17 protein-coding genes, 1 tRNA gene and 1 riboswitch are annotated in these 17335 nt (G+C 71.0%); of the genes, 11 read left to right on the top strand and 7 right to left on the bottom strand.

The window, feature by feature from the left end; translation table 11 throughout:
- Window positions 1-76: 76 nt before the first annotated feature.
- The 8 genes from ACQP1S_RS00500 to ACQP1S_RS00465 all read left to right on the top strand — a co-directional run bounded on the left by ACQP1S_RS00500 (window position 77) and on the right by ACQP1S_RS00465 (window position 6050).
- Entirely contained in the window at window positions 77-325 is a 249-nt protein-coding gene (locus ACQP1S_RS00500) for a hypothetical protein (protein WP_432901974.1), read from the top strand.
- Window positions 322-618, top strand: coding sequence for a hypothetical protein (locus tag ACQP1S_RS00495; protein ID WP_432901972.1), 297 nt, complete (start codon window positions 322-324; stop codon window positions 616-618). The genes ACQP1S_RS00500 and ACQP1S_RS00495 overlap by 4 nt, the downstream gene beginning before the upstream one ends.
- Entirely contained in the window at window positions 615-1733 is a 1119-nt protein-coding gene (locus tag ACQP1S_RS00490) for a bifunctional DNA primase/polymerase (protein WP_432901970.1), read from the top strand. Before ACQP1S_RS00495 ends, ACQP1S_RS00490 begins: the two co-directional genes overlap by 4 nt.
- Window positions 1730-2503 (top strand): DUF6884 domain-containing protein, encoded by a 774-nt coding sequence (locus ACQP1S_RS00485; protein WP_432901968.1) that lies wholly within the window; start codon window positions 1730-1732, stop codon window positions 2501-2503. The genes ACQP1S_RS00490 and ACQP1S_RS00485 overlap by 4 nt, the downstream gene beginning before the upstream one ends.
- On the top strand, window positions 2500-4095 hold the full coding sequence (locus ACQP1S_RS00480; protein ID WP_432901966.1) for a YfjI family protein: 1596 nt from the start codon (window positions 2500-2502) through the stop codon (window positions 4093-4095). Before ACQP1S_RS00485 ends, ACQP1S_RS00480 begins: the two co-directional genes overlap by 4 nt.
- 346 nt (window positions 4096-4441) lie before the next feature.
- The gene (locus tag ACQP1S_RS00475; RefSeq protein WP_432901964.1) at window positions 4442-4603 is read left to right on the top strand and encodes a hypothetical protein; all 162 of its coding nucleotides are present in this window, start codon (window positions 4442-4444) and stop codon (window positions 4601-4603) included.
- Window positions 4600-4860, top strand: a complete 261-nt coding sequence (locus ACQP1S_RS00470) for a helix-turn-helix domain-containing protein (protein WP_432901962.1) — start codon at window positions 4600-4602, stop codon at window positions 4858-4860. Before ACQP1S_RS00475 ends, ACQP1S_RS00470 begins: the two co-directional genes overlap by 4 nt.
- Before the next feature lie 2 nt (window positions 4861-4862).
- Complete coding sequence (locus ACQP1S_RS00465) at window positions 4863-6050, top strand: tyrosine-type recombinase/integrase (RefSeq protein WP_432901960.1); 1188 nt, start codon at window positions 4863-4865, stop codon at window positions 6048-6050.
- Between the two features lie 92 nt (window positions 6051-6142).
- On the opposite strand, the gene ACQP1S_RS00460 is transcribed toward ACQP1S_RS00465, so the two are convergent.
- Window positions 6143-6216: transfer RNA gene (locus ACQP1S_RS00460), tRNA-Gly, on the bottom strand.
- A gap of 234 nt (window positions 6217-6450) precedes the next feature.
- Here ACQP1S_RS00460 and ACQP1S_RS00455 point away from each other — a divergent pair.
- A complete protein-coding gene (locus tag ACQP1S_RS00455; RefSeq protein ID WP_432901958.1) occupies window positions 6451-7485 on the top strand; it encodes a zinc metalloprotease in 1035 nt (344 codons plus the stop codon).
- Between the two features lie 97 nt (window positions 7486-7582).
- Here ACQP1S_RS00455 and ACQP1S_RS00450 read toward each other — a convergent pair whose 3' ends face one another.
- Complete coding sequence (locus ACQP1S_RS00450) at window positions 7583-8137, bottom strand: pyridoxamine 5'-phosphate oxidase family protein (protein WP_432901956.1); 555 nt, start codon at window positions 8135-8137, stop codon at window positions 7583-7585.
- Between the two features lie 203 nt (window positions 8138-8340).
- Here ACQP1S_RS00450 and dcd point away from each other — a divergent pair, with 203 nt between their 5' ends.
- Complete coding sequence (gene dcd, locus ACQP1S_RS00445; protein WP_432901954.1) at window positions 8341-8919, top strand: dCTP deaminase; 579 nt, start codon at window positions 8341-8343, stop codon at window positions 8917-8919.
- 195 nt (window positions 8920-9114) lie between these two features.
- Here the strand turns inward: dcd and ACQP1S_RS00440 are convergent, their stop codons facing one another.
- The 4 genes from ACQP1S_RS00440 to ACQP1S_RS00425 all read right to left on the bottom strand — a co-directional run bounded on the left by ACQP1S_RS00440 (window position 9115) and on the right by ACQP1S_RS00425 (window position 13945).
- Window positions 9115-10158, bottom strand: a complete 1044-nt coding sequence (locus ACQP1S_RS00440; protein WP_432901952.1) for an NlpC/P60 family protein — start codon at window positions 10156-10158, stop codon at window positions 9115-9117.
- Window positions 10159-10170: 12 nt separating this feature from the next.
- Window positions 10171-10307: riboswitch (cyclic di-AMP (ydaO/yuaA leader) on the bottom strand.
- Between the two features lie 154 nt (window positions 10308-10461).
- Window positions 10462-11463 carry a C40 family peptidase gene (locus ACQP1S_RS00435; protein ID WP_432901950.1) on the bottom strand — a complete coding sequence of 334 codons (1002 nt, stop codon included), beginning with the start codon at window positions 11461-11463 and terminating at the stop codon, window positions 10462-10464.
- A 177-nt stretch (window positions 11464-11640) separates the two neighbouring features.
- Window positions 11641-12645 carry a hemolysin family protein gene (locus tag ACQP1S_RS00430; protein WP_091253373.1) on the bottom strand — a complete coding sequence of 335 codons (1005 nt, stop codon included), beginning with the start codon at window positions 12643-12645 and terminating at the stop codon, window positions 11641-11643.
- Window positions 12638-13945, bottom strand: coding sequence for a hemolysin family protein (locus tag ACQP1S_RS00425; RefSeq protein WP_091253438.1), 1308 nt, complete (start codon window positions 13943-13945; stop codon window positions 12638-12640). The genes ACQP1S_RS00430 and ACQP1S_RS00425 overlap by 8 nt, the downstream gene beginning before the upstream one ends.
- Before the next feature lie 145 nt (window positions 13946-14090).
- On the opposite strand from ACQP1S_RS00425, the gene ACQP1S_RS00420 reads away from it, so the two are divergent.
- Complete coding sequence (locus tag ACQP1S_RS00420) at window positions 14091-14771, top strand: GOLPH3/VPS74 family protein (RefSeq protein WP_432901947.1); 681 nt, start codon at window positions 14091-14093, stop codon at window positions 14769-14771.
- Window positions 14772-14842: 71 nt separating this feature from the next.
- Here ACQP1S_RS00420 and ACQP1S_RS00415 read toward each other — a convergent pair whose 3' ends face one another.
- A complete protein-coding gene (locus ACQP1S_RS00415; RefSeq protein WP_091253368.1) occupies window positions 14843-17059 on the bottom strand; it encodes a (Fe-S)-binding protein in 2217 nt (738 codons plus the stop codon).
- Window positions 17060-17335: the final 276 nt, after the last annotated feature.

Below are 17335 nucleotides of genomic sequence, written 5' to 3'. Positions count from 1 at the left end.
TCCGAATCATGAGCTGCCCGGTTGCAGATAGCAGCTCACAGCCCTTCACGCCCGAAAACCGGCCCTGGAGGCACTTGTGAACCCCCTGATCACCCTCGCTATCGCCGTCGCTGCCATCCTCGCCGCGATCACGCTCGGTTACGCCGGACTGTGCTGGATCAGCCCCTTCACCCGCTGCCAGCGATGCGCCGGAACCGGCCACACCACCACCCGATTCCTCCACCGACCGCGCGCCTGCCGACGCTGCGACCGGGGCATGAGGCTGCGCACCGGACGACGCGTCTACAACGTCTTCCACCGCCTCCGCTCCGAGGCGGTCCGATGAACCACCGCGCCGCCGGTCACACCGGATGGTGCGGCCGGGACCACCGCTGCAACCTCGGAGAGCACCGCTCCGAAGAGATCGTGGTCGACATCGCCGGCCGCGCCCGAGCCGTCCTCGTACGGGTCCGCACCGCCACCGGCCGCGAACACGCCGAGGTACGCGTCAGAGTCGCCCTCGCCCCGGGGGAGGTGGCCGCCCGACGTCAGTTGGTCGGGCTGCTCGGCGACCTGCGGCGCACCGTGACCCGCGCCGCGATCGCCGCCCGACCCCGACCCGGACGGGCCGCGCGGTGACCGGCGGGCGGTGCGGCCACTGGATCGGCACCGCCGGCCGCTACTGCCACCACCCCGACCACGTCCGCCTCTACCTGCAAGGGCCGCGCTGCCCCGCCCACACACCCGCCGCGCTGGCCGGGCGGCGCGAGCCCTCATCGACGCCACTGCACGAACGGACCCCACCGAAGGGGGAACACCTCATGCCTACCGCCGACCTGCTCGCCGCCGCGCTCGCCCACGCGGCCCGGGGCTGGCACGTCTTCCCGCTACGCCCCGACGACAAGCGACCCGCGTTCCCCGACCACACCGCCGACCAGTGCACCGGACGCGACCCGCGCTGCCGCAACGCCGGACAACACCTCGGATGGGAACCCCGCGCCACCACCGACCCGGACCGTATCCGCCGTGCCTGGACTGCCCGCCCCTACGGCATCGGGCTGGCGTGCGGGCCGTCCGGGCTGGTAGTGGTCGATCTCGACGTGGCCAAGCCGGGACAGACCCCGCCGCCCGGATGGGACCGGTACGGGGCCACCACCGGGGCCGAGATCCTGGCCCACCTCACCACCGGCCACGGACAGCACCTCACCCCGACCTACACCGTGACCACCGGCAGGAGCGGCACCCACCTCTACTACCGCCACCCCACCGGCGGGCCGGCACTGCGCAACACGGCCGGCACCCTCGGATGGCTGATCGACACCCGCGCGCACGGCGGATACGTCGTCGCCCCCGGCTCCACCGTCGCCGGACGGCCCTACACCGTCGACCTCGACACCGACCCGGCACCGCTACCCGACTGGATCGCCGCACTCCTGGAACCCGCCCCGCTGCCGCCGCAGCGGCCGGTGGTGGTCGACCTGCCCGGTGGTCGGGAACGCGCCTACGTCCGCACCGCCCTGGAACGGGAATGCGCGCGGGTCACCGACGCCCCCGACCACCACAACGACGCCCTGTATCGGGCCGCTGTTGCCGTCGGGCAACTCGTCGCCGGTGGCGCGCTGTCCGCCGATGAGGCGACAACCGCACTGGAACACGCGGGGGGATCGGCCGGGCTGCGGCACCGGGCGGTGCTCGCCACCATCGCGTCAGGGTTCAAAGCCGGCGCACGTCGACCCCGGCAGGTGGCCGCATGAGCCGGCCCGGTGACAACCGCAGTTGTCACCGCGCGCCGCAGCTCCACCCGGCGACCGGTCACGTCGCCGAGCATGCCGCCGCTGTGGCCGCCGCGCGGACACCGTCCGAAGCGCTGGCAGCGGTGACCGCGTTGGAGGCCGCGTGCCGGGAAGCCCGGGAATGGCTGGCTGTCGACCTGGTCCTGATCGACGGGTGGACCTTCGCCGACGTCGGCCGGGCGGTGGGCACCACCCGGCAAGCCGCGAGCAAGGCATACGCCGACCCGGTCAACGCCCGGATGCGCCGCACCGTTACCGGCCGAGACGACGCGGTGGTGATCGTGCCGTGCGGCAGTGCGAAACGCGACCGGCCCGCCCCGGCAGGGCAGATGTACACCGGCAGCTACCACCGGGCATGCCGCCGCGCCGCTGACCGGCTCGGCGGGCGGCTGGTCATCCTGTCCGCCCGATACGGGCTACTCACCCCCGACACCGTGATCGAGCCGTACGACCTGCGCATGGGCCAACCGGGCGCGGTCGGCGTGCCGACGCTGCGGGCGCAAGCCCGCCGGATGGGCATCGACGTGGCCGGCACCGTGACCGTGCTCGCCGGACGCGACTACGCCGACCCGGTGTCGGCGGTGTGGCCCCACGCCCGCCGGCCCCTGGACGGCACACGCGGCATGCCCGAACAGATGGCGCTGCTGGCCGAGCTGGCACGCACACCGACAACCCCGGTTGTCACCAATCCCCGCTTCCCCGCACCGTTCACGGAAGGACGTGCCGCATGACCGCCGCCCGCCTTCACCTCGTCACCGACCTGCAAGCCACCGACGCGCCACCCGGCAGCGGGCCGCTGTGGGATGTTCCAGTGCCCTTGACCGGCCCGTCCGCCGCGCCGCCGCCGTTCCCGGTCGACGTGTTCCCCCGGTGGCTCGGCGACATGGTGACCGGCGTGGCCCGGTTCACCCAGACCGATCCGGCTATGGCCGGAACCCTCGCCGTGGCTGTGCTGTCGGCGTGCGCGGGTGGCCGGTTGGAGGTGGAGCCGGTGGCCGGGTGGCGGGAACCGGTCAACGTGTTCGCCGCCGTCATCGCCGGCCCCGGTGAACGCAAGAGCCCTGTGCATCGGGCGATGACCGCGCCGCTGTTCGCGGCACAGTCCACGCTGTCCGAGGCGATGCGGCCGAGAATCGCCGAAGCCGCCGCGCTGCGCGACATCGCCGACCGGCAGGCCGAGCAAGCCAAGACCGTAGCCGCGAAAGCCACCGACCCCGGCAAGCAAGACGCCGCGTCCGCCGATGCGGTGGCCGCCGCCATCGCCGCCGAAGCCATCACCGTCCCGACCCTGCCGAAACTGATCGTGGACGACGCCACCCCCGAAATCCTCATCAACCTCATGGCTGCCAACGGCGGACGCATGGCGATCATCAGCGACGAGGGCGGGATCTTCGACACCCTCGCCGGCCGGTACTCCGGTGCCCCGAACCTTGACCCCTACTTGAAAGGCCACGCGGGGCAGCCGATGAGCAATGAGCGGATCACCCGTGAGGGTGCCGCCGTCGACAAACCCGCGCTGACCGTGTGCGTGATGGCGCAACCGACCGTGCTGCGCAAGTTCGGCGGGAACGCCGACCTCGCCGGCCGTGGCCTACCCGCCCGGTTCCTGTTCGCCCTGCCCCGATCCCTCGCCGGATACCGGGCGGTGGACACACCACCGGTGCCCGAGCAGGTCACCACCGGCTACGCCCACCGCGTCCACGACCTGGCCGCCACCCTCGCCGAATGGACCGACCCCGCCGTCGTCGTCCTCACCGAGGAAGCCGGCACCGTCCGGCGGACCGCCGCCGAGCAGGTGGAGAGCGAGCTACGCCCCGGCGGCAGCCTGTACGACATGCGGGAGTGGGGCAACAAGCTCTCGGGTGCGACGCTGCGCCTGGCCGGGCTGTTGCACGTCGCCCACCACCCCGCCGACGCCTGGCGACGCCCCATCGACGCCGACCGCATGGCCGACGCCGTCCGCCTCGCGGAGTTCTTCGCCGCGCACTACCGGGCCGCGCTCACCACGATCGGCAGCGACGCCGCGATGGAGAACACCCGGTACGTGCTCGGTGTTCTCACCAGCAAGGGCATGACCACGTTCACCCGCCGGGAGCTGCATCGCAAGGTGTCCCGCCGACTCCCGAAATCCGACGAGGTGTCGGCGGTGCTCGCCGAACTGGCCGCCCTCGGATGGGTCCGCAACGGCATGGACGGCCGCTATGAGCTGCACCCCCGCGCCGTCACGGAGGACCCCGGAAGCGTTGACACGCTGACACCCGGCCCCACTGGCGACGTTTTCGCAGCTCACGGCATGTCCGAAGCTGTCAACGCCCCCCGTTGACAGCCGTTGACAGGCGTTGACACCCCGACCCGCTGTCAACGGGTGTCAACGCCTGTCAACGCCCCCCGTTGACACCCGCACACCGGCCTTCACCTGCGGAAACGCTCGCATGATCGCCGATTGTCAGCGTGTCAACGCTTCCCGGCCCCTCCCGGCAGAACACCCGCCCCCAACCGGCAGCAGAAACGGCCCGCTGAGAGCCACAGAGACGACCCACCCATAGCCGTACACCGATGCTGCCGTGATCGTGCGCCTACGGCGCTCTTAGCGGGCCGCCCTACGCCGTTCTGCCGCACCGCCTAACCCGCCCTCCCACCCGACCAGCACCGACCGAAAGGCGCTCACCGTGCGAATCAGGCTGCACGGCACACCCGCTGAAACAACCGCAGCACTCGACGCCATCGCCCGAGTGCTGCACATCCGCCACGTCTCCCGGCCCCACCCCGACCGCCGCTCCCCGATGTTCCAGCGCATCTACCTCGACGCCACCCCCAAGGAGAAGCGATGACGAAGCGGACCACCCGCCAGATCACGCCCGCCCCGGTGCTGCCGGAGGAACTGCTCACCATCGAGGAAGCCGCCGACCGAATCAAGATGAGCGTGCGCTACCTGCGCCGCGCTGTCGCCGAACGCCGAATCGCGTTCCACCGCCTCGGCCGTTCGATCCGGTTCGATCCCACCGACCTTGCCGCCTTCGTGGTGGCGGGCCGGGTGGAGCCCCTGACCACTGAATCCGTGTGGCGCGAGTTGAGGAGTGTTGCCTAACCATGGCGAACAAAGACGGACACCGTCGATTCGGGAGCGTCCGCAAGCGGGAGTCGGGTCGCTACCAGGCCCGCTATCCCGGTCCGGACGGCCGGATGCGTTCTGCCCCGCAGACCTTCGCTCGCAAACCCGAGGCTGAGCGGTACCTGTCCCTGATCGAGGTACAGATGGCCCGGGGCGAGTGGATCGATCCCGAGCGTGGCAAGGTGCGCCTACGCGACTATGCCGAGCGGTGGATCGACGAGCGGCCGAACCTCCGGCCCCGGACCGTGCACCTCTACCGGTGGACCCTCGGCAAGCACGTCGCGCCGTACCTCGGCGATATGCCGCTCAACCGGATCGACACGCCGATGGTCCGGGAGTGGCGGTCGCGTCTGTTGGCCGAGGGAGTATCGGTGACCATGGCCGCAAAGGCGTACCGACTTTTGCGCGCCGTCCTGATGACCGCCGTCAAGGAAGACGAGTTGATCAGGGTGAACCCCTGTCGCGTCGTGGGCGCAGACCAGGAGAAACCGGCAGAGCGGCCGGTGCTCTCCGTGCCGCAGATATTCGCGTTGGCCGAACGGATGCCCGACCGATTCCGGGCGCTGATCCTGGTCACAACCTTCGGGTGTCTGCGGTGGGGTGAGGCGGTGGCCCTGCAACGGTGCGATATCGATCTGACCGCCGGCACCGTACGGGTTCGGCAGGCGTTCGTAGAGCACCGGGGAACCGGCTTGATCCTCGGTCCACCGAAATCGCGGGCCGGTGTACGGACCATCGCGCTACCGAAGGCCGCTCTACCCGTGCTGAAACAGCACATGGGCAACCATGTCGGCGCGGCATCCGAGGCGTTCGTGTTCACCAGCGAAAGCGGCCGGAACCTCTGGCGCGGCAACTTCAACAAGCTGGTCAAATGGCCCGAGGCGGTAGCGGCCATCGGCGCGGCCGGGCTGCACTTCCATGACCTGCGGCACACCGGGAACACCCTCGCGTCGCGGGCACCCGGCGCGAGCTTGCGGGACATCATGGCCCGGATGGGTCACGACAGCCCGCGTGCCGCGCTGATCTACCAGCACGCCAACCGGGAGGCAGACCAGGGCATCGCCGACGCGATCGACAAGGCGGTCAAGGCGGCCCGACGCAAGCCGAGCCCGCGCAAGCCGAAGCGGGCCGCCGAGGGTGGCGAACCAACAACCGAGGCGAGCTAATGGCCCGCTAATGGCCCACGGCCGGTTTCGGCTCTCCTGACAGCATGAAGGCCCTGGTCCGGACTCACGTCCCGGCCAGGGCCTTCATGCGTTGGAGCGGGTGACGGGAATCGAACCCGCACTGTCAGCTTGGGAAGCTGATGTTCTGCCATTGAACTACACCCGCAAGCGGGACCACTGTACCTGAGGTGACCATGCCCGCGCACCCTGGCACCCCCGCGCGCCGTCGACCAACACCCGTCACCGACCGACTACGATCTGCTGAAACAAAACGGTCAGATGTTTCACAGAAGCAGCTTGGGGACGTTCTCAAACGTGTCGATCAGTTGTAACGTCACCCCCACGTTCACGACCTCGGCGCGACATACCCCCTGTCGCGCCGCCAGAAAGAGGTGGGCCCATGGGACTACGTCCCAACCTGCTGACCCGGCGTGCCGCCGGTGTCGCATCGACGACCTTCGCGCTGCTGTTGAGCACCGCTGCGGTGGGCGTCGTGCCTGCGGCTTCCGCGTACTCCGCAGCCCCCGGTAACGCCCCCTGCGCGGAGCCGGCCGACGTCCACGCGGACGTCCACTCCGACGCGCGTGTGCGCGGCGGCAGCAAGGCCGCCCAGAAGCGGCACGACCCGAACGAGCTGACCGCCAAGCAGGTCCAGGACCGGGAGGCGGACTTCGCTGCCGCCCTGCGCAATAGCGCCCTGCGGTCGAAGTCCAGCATCCGCACCGGTTCGACCGAGGGCAGGACGGTGGCACTGGCCCCGATCACGGTCCCGGTCGTCGTCCACGTGATCCAGCGGGACAGCACCCGGGCCGGGGGCAACATCCCCGACTCGATGATCAACTCGCAGATCAGCGTGCTGAACCAGGCTTACAGCGGCGCGACCGGTGGTGCGGCCACCGGCTTCACCTTCCAGCTCCAGAAGATCAACCGGGTCACCAACGCCTCCTGGTACCCGATCGTGCAGGGGTCCTCGGCCGAGCGGTCGATGAAGACCTCGCTGCGCACCGGCGGCAAGAACACCCTCAACATGTACCTGGGTGAGCTGAGTGACGACCTGCTCGGCTGGGCGACCTTCCCCAAGCGCACTCTGGACGTGATGGACGGCGTCGTCGCGCTCGGCGAGTCGCTGCCGAACGGCACCGCCACCAACTACAACAAGGGCGACACGGGCACCCACGAGGTCGGCCACTGGCTGAACCTCTACCACACCTTCCAGGGTGGCTGCTCGGGCTCGGGCGACGGCGTCTCCGACACCCCGGCCGAGCGTGAGCCGGCCTTCGAGTGCCCGACCGGCCGGGACACCTGCACCGCGTCCGGCAAGGACCCGATCACCAACTTCATGGACTACACCTACGACTCGTGCATGTACCAGTTCACCGCTGGTCAGGCGAGCCGCATGGTGAACGCCTGGACCGCCTACCGCGCGTCGGCCTGACCGGCGGCACGCACGCCGGCGTCCTGACCGGCACGCCAGCGACATCAGGTGCCGGCTGCGTCCTTCCCGGACGGGGCCGGCACCGTCGTCTGCGGGGTCAGGCGGCGGTACGACGGGTGTCGAACCCGTGTCGGCCACGCCGGGACGGCCGCTGGTCGGGTAGGTCGGCGACACCCGGTCGGCCCGCCGTCGGGTCCAGCCAGACCTGCAGGGCGGGCCGCCCGCCGTCGGGGCGCAGCGGGCCGCCGTGGTCACGGCGGGTCAGCATGGCGACGTCCACGCTGAACTCGAAGAGCCGCCAGTCGACCTGGGGTGCGGCCCGACCGATCGCGGCCACCAGCGCCACCCGGGCCGGATCGGTCACCGGCGCGGCGCGACCGGCCAGGTATGCCTCGTCGTCGCTCTCCTCCGACGGGAACGAGTGGAGCGCGTAGCGGCCGTCACGTTCGAGGTCGCGCCGCTTGGGCGAGTCGACGACGAAGCAGAACAGCCCGCCGTCGGTGACCAGCGGACAGACCGGGTGCACCCGGGGACCGCCGTCGGCGCGGACGGTGGCCAGGTAGCCGAAACCCGGCCCGTACTGCTGGAGAAGAAGGCGGATCCCGTCGGCGAGTCGGGGCTCGTCGGCGGCGAATGCGGACCAGGATGCCATGCGGTCATCCTATCGAACAGGCGTTCTAAAGTCAGTCCGACACGCAGGTGGAAAGGCCCGACATGCGCCCCGGAGCCGCCGCCGACGACGGCCCGCGGGCGGCCCGCGGGCGGCCCGGTAGGCCGGGGCGGCCGACGCGCCGGCGAGGCCGGCGGGGCGGCCCGGTTGGCGGGACCGGCCCACGCCCTCGATAGGGTGTCCCGATGCTGCTCTCCGACCGGGACCTGGTCTCCGAGATCAAGGCGGGCGCGCTGGCGCTGGAGCCGTTCGAGCCGAGCCTGGTGCAGCCGTCCAGCATCGACGTGCGTCTCGACAAGCTGTTCCGGGTCTTCAACAACCACCTCTACACCCACATCGACCCGGCCGTGCAGCAGGACGACCTGACGTCGATGGTCGAGGTGCCGGAGGGTGAGCCGTTCGTGCTGCACCCGGGCGAGTTCGTGCTCGCCTCCACGCTTGAGGTCATCTCGCTCGGTGACCAGCTCGCCGGTCGGTTGGAGGGCAAGTCGAGCCTGGGCCGCCTCGGTCTGCTCACCCACTCGACCGCCGGCTTCATCGACCCGGGCTTCTCCGGCCACGTCACGCTGGAGCTGTCGAACGTGGCCAACCTGCCGATCACCCTGTGGCCGGGCATGAAGATCGGCCAGCTCTGCATCTTCCGGCTCTCCTCGCCGGCCGAGCACCCCTACGGCTCCGCGGTCTACGGGTCGCGCTACCAGGGCCAGCGCGGGCCGACCCAGAGCCGTTCCTGGCAGAACTGGCGCACCTGGCCCACCCGCTGACCACACCCCACCGGGCCGCACCGGGCCGGGCCGCACCGGGCCGGGCCGCACCGGGCCGGGCCGCACCCCGAGGGTGCGGACCACAACCTGGCGGCGCGGGCCGCATCCCAGGGACGGGCGCCGCCGGAGCACAGTCGCACCGGAGCGAGGAACACCGCGTCCGGACCCCCGGATAGGGAGGCCCGGACGCGCGGGTCAGCCGGGTCGGCCGTAGCTGTTGACCGGCCCGTCGTCGACCCGCTTCATCGTGATCGGCTGACCGGACTGGGAGGCGTGCACGACCCAGCCGTCCCCGACGTACATCCCGACGTGGTGCAGGTCGGAGTAGTAGAAGACCAGGTCGCCGGGGCGCAGGTCGGCCCGGCTCACCCGGTCGGTGACCTGGCGCTGCTGCCGGGCGTTGTGCGGTAGCGACACCCCGGCCTTCGACCAGGCGGCCATGGTCAGCCCGGAGCAGTCGAAGTTGTTCGGGCCGGCCGCGCCCCACACGTACAGCTTGCCGATCTGGGCGCAGGCGTACTTGACGGCCGTGCCGGACGGACCACCGGGGTAGCCGGCCGGGCACGGGGCCGGGCGCAGCGACCCTCCGCCGCCGTTGCCGTAGACCTTGAGCCGCAGCTTCTGCAACCGGTCGATCTCGGTGTTGATCTGCTTCTTCTTCGCCGCCAACTGGGCCTCGGTACGGGTCAGTTGGGCGACCATCTCGTCCAACGGCGCCTTGGTCGCGGCGAGTTCGTCGCGCAGCGCCGCGACGGCCCGCACCTCGCGCTGCTGGCGGCTGGCGAACCGGTCCAGCAACCCCAACTGTTCGACCACCTGGCTCGGGTTGTGGCTACCGAGCAGGGCGTTGACGGTGGACATGTTCTCGCCCTTGTACGCCTGGACGGCGAGGCCGCTGACCTGGTTCATCGCCTGGTCCACCCGGCGCTGCAGCGGGGCGATCCGCTTGCCCAGCGCGTCGGCCTGCCGGCGCTTGGCGACCAGGTCGGTCCGGGTGGCGTTGTGCTGCTCGATGATCGGTTCGAGCCTGTTCCAGTCCTGGTCGATCTGTCGTTCGACCTCGGCGACCGAGGGGTCGGCGTGGGCCGCCGTGACGCCACCGGTCAGGGCGACCGCCACGGCGGCCAGGGTGGCGAGGGTGGTGGTGGTGAAGCGGGACCAGCGTGGGCGCGGCACCGCCGTCTCGCGGGCGACCTGGGTCGACCGGCGTGACGGTGGCCGCGGGGCATGGTGTGCCACCGGGCTCCGGGCTCCTTCTTCCTCGACCGCCTACCGGGTTAGCTGACGGGTTCGGGCGGGAAGGGAGCGCCCTACCGCAGTGGTTGCGGATTCACCCCGGCGTACCTGGGTCCCCGGCTCGCCCGGAGGCGACTCGGCGGTGCCGGTCGACGCCACCCCGGGCGGGGCGGACCTGGTGCCGACCGACGATTGACCAGAGTAGAGACGGTCGTTATCGATCCGCAACCCGCCGGGCCGGCACACTCCGGCTCCGGAAAGACGCAACCCCCGGCCCGTCGGGCCGGGGGTTGGTGTCTGCGTTGGTCAGCCCGGTCGGCGGAAGCCGGCCACCGGCATGTGGTTGATGCTGGCCACCTGGACCGGCTTACCAGTCCGCGGCGCGTGCACCATCATGTCGTTGCCCAGGTAGAGGCCGACGTGGTGCAGGTCGCTGAAGAAGAAGACCAGGTCACCGGGGCGGGCCTCGGAGCGCGGGATGGCCTTGCCCTCGTTCCACTGGGCACCGGTGAAGTGGGTCAGCGAGATCCCGGCCGCCTTGTAGGCGAACTGGGTGAGCCCGGAGCAGTCGAACGAGTTGGGCCCGGTGGCACCCCAGACGTACGGGTCACCGACCTGCTGGCAGGCCACCTGGATCGCGGTACGGGCGGCGGAGCTGAGCACCCCGTTGATCGTGGGGCAGCCGTTCACCTTGACGGTGGTCTTCGGCATCGACGCCTGGAGCCGCTTGATCTCGGCGTTGATCTTGGTCTTCTTGGCCGCGAGGTCCTTCTCCTGCTGCACCTCGGCGGCGATCAGGGTGTCGAGCTTCTGCTTCTCGGCGTCGTACTTGCGGCGCACCACGAGCACCGCCTCGACCTCTCTGCGCTGCTCGGCGGCGAGGCGGTCCAGAATGGTCAACTGCGCGGCGAGAGTGCCCGGCGTGCTGGTGGTGAGCAGCGCGCTCAACTCCTGCGACGGCCCGGACTTGTAGTAGCGGGAGGCGAGGTCACCCACCCGCCCCAGGGCCAGTTCACTCTGCAGGGCCAACGGCTCGATCTTCTTCTGGAGCTCGACCGACTTCTTGCGGTTGACCTTCAGCTGCGCCCGGACCTTGTTGTAGTTCTCGATGGTCGGTTCGAGCTGCTCCCACTGCTTGTCGAGAGCCGCCTCGATCTCCTCGGGCGACGGCGCGGCGTGCGCCGGCACGGCGAGCATCCCGACGCCCACAGCGACCGCCGCGACCACGGTGAGCAGGCGACGGGCGACCCGCCGGAGGACTGCCGGCCGGACGGGCGGCTGACCTTGGACATGACGTTGAGGGGGCATGGTTGCCACCGGCGTCGACTCCTTTGCCACCGACCGCCGGGCGCCTCGCTAAGGGGAAGCAGGAGGCAGACGACCCACAGCGGCCGGTGCAACATTAGGGGCAGTCACGGTATGGAATCAAGGCGGGTGGGCACACCATCACATCAGTGCAATCGCTTGCACACAAAGGGTGTTCACTCAATTTCCAACGATCGCAGTCAATACATCGTCGAGGGTGACCACACCCAGGGGGCGGCGACCGTCGCTCACCAGCACCATGTGCCGCCGCTCGCGCCGCATCGCCAGCAGCAGATCGGCCAGCGTACGGTCCGGCGGCACCACCGCCAGCGGCCGGTAGACCTCGGCCGGCACCGGCGCCCGGCGGGACGCTCCGGCGTACCCGAGGACGTCCTTGACGTGCACGAAGCCCAACACCCGCCGGGTGGAGCGCTGCACCACCGGGAAGCGGGACCGGCCGGTGGTGGTCGCTAGCACCTCCAGTGAGGCCGGTGAGACGTCCTCGGCCACCGTGGTCACCGTGGACCAGGGTTGCAGCGCGTCCGCCGCCGTCCGGTCGTGCAACGCCAACGCCCCGGTGATCCGGGCGTGCTCCTCGGCGTCGAGCAGCCCCTCGGTGCGGGCCTGCGCCACCAGCCCGGCCAGCTCCTCGGCGGTGAAGACCGTCTTCACCGCGTCGGCGGCCTCCACCGCCCACAGTCGCAGCACCTGCCGGGCCGCCCACTTCATCGCCAGCAGCAGCGGTTTGGTGGCCAGGCAGAACGCCAGCATCGCCGGCCCCAGCCAGAGCGCCGACGGCTCCGGGCCGGCCAGGGTGATGTTCTTCGGCACCATCTCGCCGACCACCGTGTGCAGGAAGACCACCACGCCCAGGGCGATCAGGAAGGCGACCGGGTGCACCGCGCCCGCCGGCAGCAGCACCGCGTGGAACACCGGCTCCAGCAGGTGGGCCAGGGCCGGCTCGGCGATCGCGCCCAGCCCGAGCGAGCAGACGGTGATGCCCAACTGCGCCCCGGCGATCATCAGCGGGATCTGGTTCATCGCCGACAACGCCCACCGGGCCCGCTTCGAGGTCGCGGCCAACGGCTCCACCACCGTGTGCCGGGACGCGATCAACGCGAACTCGCTGCCCACGAAGAACGCGTTGCCGAGCAGCAGCACCACCGCCACCAGCAGCTCAGTCATCGACGTGCGGCTCCTCGGGACGGACCACCCGGACCTGCTCGATCCGATGCCGCTCCACCTCGACGACGGTGAACTCGTAACCGTCGGCCCCGGTCGTCTCGCCGGGCAGCGGGATGTGCCCCAGCCGGGCCATCAGAAACCCCGCCAGCGTCTCGTACGGGCCCTCGGGGAGCCGGAAGCCGGTCTGTTCGAACAGTTCGTCCTCCCGCAGCACCCCGTCGACCAGGACGGTCCGTTCCCCGCCCGGCACGGTCAGTCCGGTGTCGTGGGCGTCGTCCACGGTGGCCGGGTCGAACTCGTCGGCGATCTCCCCGACCAGCTCCTCGACCAGGTCCTCGACGGTCACCACCCCGTCGGTGCCCCCGTACTCGTCGACCACGATCGCCAGGTCGGACCCGGCGGCCTTCAGCGCCGCCAGCACGCCGTCGAGATCGAGGCTCTCCGGGACGTACACCGGCTCGCGGGCGACCGAGGCGACGGTGGTGCCGGCCCGCGCGGCCAGCGGCACACCGAGCGCGTCGGGTACGGCCGCGACCCCGGTGACCAGGTCGAGGGTCTCCTCAAAGACGGGGAACCGGGTCCGGCCGGTCCGACGGGACAGGTCCAGCAGCTCGGCGACGGTGGCGGTGGCCCGCAGCGCGATCACGTCCACCCGGGGGGTCATCGCCTCGGCGGCCCGCTTGTCACCGAAGCGGATGGTGCGCCGCAGCAGCATGGCGGTGTCCGGCGGCAACGCGCCGGCCCGGGCCGAGATGGCCGCCAGCAGGCCCAGCTCCTCCGGAGAGCGGGCGCTGGCCAGTTCCTCCTGCGGCTCCACCCCGAGCTGGCGGACCAGCCGGTTGGCCGAGTTGTTCAGCCCTCTGATCAGCCAGCCGAAGGTCCGGGAGAAGGCCCGCATCGGCCCGGCGGTGGCCAGCGCCGCCGGCATCGGTCGGGCCAGCGCCAGGTTCTTCGGCACCAGTTCGCCGAAGAGCATCGAGAGCAGGGTGGCCAGCGCCAGGGCGAGCAGCGGGCTGAACCGGTCCACGCCGCCCAGCGGGGCCAGCAGCGGGTGGAACAGCCGGGCGAGGGCGGGCTCGGCCAGGTAGCCGGTGAGCAGCGCGGTGAGGGTGATGCCGAGCTGCGCCCCGGAGAGCTGGAAGGAGAGTTCGCGCAGCGCCCGGCGGACCGTGGCGGCGGTGGCATCGCCGGCCTCGGCCCGCCGGTCGATCTCCGCCCGGTCCACGGTGACCAGGGCGAACTCGGCCGCGACGAAGAACGCGTTGCCGGCGGTCAGCAGCACGAAGCCGACCAGGGGCAACAACGTGCCGAGCAGCAGTGAGTCGATGGGCGTGATTGTTTCAGATCCGCCCCCGGCGGTCACCGGGGCGTGGCTCACAGTCACCGAATTCGCCGTCAGGTTCGCCCACCGGCGGGGTTCGCGCCGCGGGGTTAGCGTGGACGGCATGGCACCGCTCACCCTCGCCGACGAACTGGTCCTGCTCGCCTACGACGACAACGGGGTGAACCGGCTCGGCCGGCCGCACCTCGACTACGGGCTGGCCGGGGCGGTGTTGCTGGAGCTGGCCCTCGCCGGTCGGGTCGAGGTGGTCGACGAGCGGCTGGTGGTGACCGACCCGGCTCCGACCGGCCGCCGGTTGCTGGACGACGCCCTCGCCGAGGTGACCGCCGACGACAAGCGTCGCCGGCCGAAGGACTGGATCGGCCGGCTGGCCAAGGGGCTGCCCGATCGCGTGCTGTCGGGTCTGGTCGACGAGGGGGTGCTGCGCCGGGAGTCCGACCGGGTGCTGCTGGTGTTCCCGCGTACCCGCTATCCGTCGCCGACCGGCGCGGAGCCGGTGGCCGAGACGGCGGCCCGGCAGCGGATGGTCGACGCGCTGCTCTCCGACGGCCCGGTGGAGGCCCGGACGGCCGCGTTGCTCGGCGTGACCCGGGCGGTCGGGCTGGACCGCAAGCTCTTCCGGGAGCTGCCGAAGGAGCGGCTCAAGGCCCACACCACGGAGATCGCCGCCGGGGACTGGGCGTCCGCGGCGACGAAGAAGGCGATCGAGGAGACCCAGGCCGCGATCATGATGGCCACCACGGTGGCCACCACGGCCGCCATCATCACCACCACGACGTCCTGACGACCGCGACGGCGGCGGCACCGGGTGGGTGCCGCCGCCGTCGTGCGTTCGTCCACGGCAGCGGTACGGCCTCAGCCGGCGGCCGGCGCGGTCTCCTTCTCACCGGGTGCGGCGTCCGGCTTGACCGAGCGGAGCAGCACGCTGGCCACGTCGACCACCTCGACCTGCTCGCCGGCCCCCTTGCCGTTGACCCCGTCGTTGAGCATCGTCGAGCAGAACGGGCAGCCGACGGCGACCGTCCGGGCCCCGGTGGACATGGCCTCCTCGACCCGGTCCACGTTGATCCGCTTGCCGATCTTCTCCTCCATCCACATCCGGGCGCCGCCGGCACCGCAGCAGAAGGAGCGCTCGCTGTTGCGCGGCATCTCGATGAGCCCGCTGTCCGCGTTGCCACCGCCGTTGATGGCGCTGCCGAGCACCTCCCGTGGCGGAGCGAAGACCCGGTTGTGCCGGCCCAGGTAGCAGGGGTCGTGGTAGGTGACCCCGCCGTCGACCGGCTGCACCGGGGTGAGCCTGCCGGTGCTGACCAGGTGGGCCAGGAGCTGGGTGTGGTGGACCACCTCGAACTCCCCGCCGAGCTGGCCGTACTCGTTGCCGAGGGTGTTGAAGCAGTGCGGGCAGGTGGCGACGATCTTGCGCTTGGCCTTCTCCCGGCCCTCGAAAGCCTCGTTCAGGGTCTCGACGTTCTGCTGGGCGAGCATCTGGAAGACGAACTCGTTGCCGATCCGCCGGGCCGGGTCACCGGAGCAGGTCTCGCCCTCGCCGAGGATGGCGAAGGAGACGCCCGCCTCGTGCAGCAGGGTGGCGACCGCCCGGGTGGTCTTCTTGGCCCGGTCCTCGAACGCACCGGCGCAGCCGACCCAGAACAGGTACTCGAAGTCGTCGACCTCGCCGACCCGGGGCACCTCGAAGCTCAGCCCCTTGGTCCAGTCCTCGCGGGTGTTCGGCGGCGCGCCCCACGGGTTGCCCTTGTTCTCCAGGTTGCGCAGCATCACGCCGGCCTCGGAGGGGAAGCTCGACTCGATCAGCACCTGGTAGCGACGCATGTCGACGATGTGGTCGACGTGCTCGATGTCGACCGGGCACTGCTCGACGCAGGCCCCGCAGGTGGTGCAGGACCACAGCACGTCCGGGTCGATCACGCCGCCGGCCTCGGCGTCGCCGATCAGCGGCCGGTCGGCCTCGGCGAGGGTGAGCACGTCGAGATGGGCGAGCTGCGCCTGGGTGGCCTTCTCCTCGCCGGTCAGGTCCTTGCCACCCCCGGCCAGCAGGTACGGCGCCTTGGCGTACGCGTGGTCGCGGAGGCTGAGCACGAGCAGCTTGGGCGACAGTGGCTTGCCGGTGTTCCAGGCCGGGCACTGCGACTGGCAGCGACCGCACTCGGTGCAGGTGCTGAAGTCGAGCAGGCCCTTCCAGGAGAACTGCTCGACCTGCGCGACGCCGAACTGGTCCTTCTCCGGGTCGGCCTCCTCGAAGTCGAGCGGCTTGCCCTGGCTGGTCATCGGTCGCAGCGGGCCGAGCCCGGAGCCGGCGGGCCGGGCCGGCTCGCGCTTGAAGAAGATGTTGAAGAACGCCAGGAAGCGGTGCCAGGCGACGCCCATCGTCACGTTCAGCGCGATGACGATCAGCCAGGTCATCGAGATAATGATCTTGATGAGGGCGGCGATGCTCACGCCGGCCGGCCAGGCGGGCAGCAGCGCGCCGACGGCGTGGCTGACCGGGGTGGCCCAGAGCGGGTACTCGAAGTGGTCGGTGGCGACCTTGAACCCCCGGATCACGAACCCCATGATCAGCACGGCGAGGACGACGGCCTCGACGAAGTAGCCCTGCCACATGGTGGAGCCGGTGAACCGGGACCGCCCACCTGGACGGGTCGGCCGGTTGCGGACCCGGATCGCGATCAGCACCAGGATGCCGACCGTGCCGAGCACCGCGATCACCTCGGTGACCAGACCGTACCCGGCGAGGCCGCCGATCAGCGGCAGCCCGCCGGTCGGCGAGACGACCTCGAAGTACGCCTCCAGCACGAGCAGCGACAGCACGATGAAGCCGACCATCACGAACCAGTGCGCGGCACCCACCACGCCCCACTTGAGCATCCGGGTGTGGCCGGCCGTCTCGACCAGCATGGTCTTCGCCCGGGTGCCCTTGTCGGTGAACCGCTCCGGCGCGGGTTGCCCCAGCCGGATGACGGCCACCATCTTCCGCACCGCACGCACCGCGAGCCACACCGCCACCGCGGTGATGGCGGCGGCGAGGACCGTGGTGACGATCTGGACGCTGCCCATCGAGTTGGCCTCCCGGTCTGCTGCCTGGCAAGCGGCTCGGCGGCCGGGCCGACTCAGGGGGCGGCCGGCGTACCGCCGCCGCACCCCCGACCGGACCGGTCGATGACCTCGCTCCGCTCGGTCATGCGGTGCAGCCTACGCGAAAGTTACCCGACAGTAACGTGAGTCTTCTCGCACCAGGCCACGCCGCCCTGCGGACACCATAGGGGGCCCGACGCCGAAGCGCCGGGCTGGGGGCGTACGCGATGACCTGGGCCGTGTCGCGGTGGGCGCCGG

This window comes from Micromonospora matsumotoense (assembly GCF_050951065.1).
GTDB lineage: Bacteria > Actinomycetota > Actinomycetes > Mycobacteriales > Micromonosporaceae > Micromonospora > Micromonospora matsumotoensis.
This window is presented reverse-complemented; position numbering and strand designations above follow the sequence as displayed.

Bases quoted from the DNA above. Each gene is read 5' to 3' on its own strand.
- ACQP1S_RS00420 (WP_432901947.1), top strand. From the start codon at position 14,091: ATGGCACCGCTCACCCTCGCCGACGAACTGGTCCTGCTCGCCTACGAC.
- dcd (WP_432901954.1), top strand. From the start codon at position 8,341: ATGCTGCTCTCCGACCGGGACCTGGTCTCCGAGATCAAGGCGGGCGCG.
- ACQP1S_RS00435 (WP_432901950.1), bottom strand. From the start codon at position 11,463: ATGCCCCCTCAACGTCATGTCCAAGGTCAGCCGCCCGTCCGGCCGGCA.
- ACQP1S_RS00480 (WP_432901966.1), top strand. From the start codon at position 2,500: ATGACCGCCGCCCGCCTTCACCTCGTCACCGACCTGCAAGCCACCGAC.
- ACQP1S_RS00430 (WP_091253373.1), bottom strand. From the start codon at position 12,645: ATGACTGAGCTGCTGGTGGCGGTGGTGCTGCTGCTCGGCAACGCGTTC.
- ACQP1S_RS00415 (WP_091253368.1), bottom strand. From the start codon at position 17,059: ATGGGCAGCGTCCAGATCGTCACCACGGTCCTCGCCGCCGCCATCACC.
- ACQP1S_RS00455 (WP_432901958.1), top strand. From the start codon at position 6,451: ATGGGACTACGTCCCAACCTGCTGACCCGGCGTGCCGCCGGTGTCGCA.
- ACQP1S_RS00495 (WP_432901972.1), top strand. From the start codon at position 322: ATGAACCACCGCGCCGCCGGTCACACCGGATGGTGCGGCCGGGACCAC.
- ACQP1S_RS00470 (WP_432901962.1), top strand. From the start codon at position 4,600: ATGACGAAGCGGACCACCCGCCAGATCACGCCCGCCCCGGTGCTGCCG.
- ACQP1S_RS00485 (WP_432901968.1), top strand. From the start codon at position 1,730: ATGAGCCGGCCCGGTGACAACCGCAGTTGTCACCGCGCGCCGCAGCTC.
- ACQP1S_RS00450 (WP_432901956.1), bottom strand. From the start codon at position 8,137: ATGGCATCCTGGTCCGCATTCGCCGCCGACGAGCCCCGACTCGCCGAC.
- ACQP1S_RS00465 (WP_432901960.1), top strand. From the start codon at position 4,863: ATGGCGAACAAAGACGGACACCGTCGATTCGGGAGCGTCCGCAAGCGG.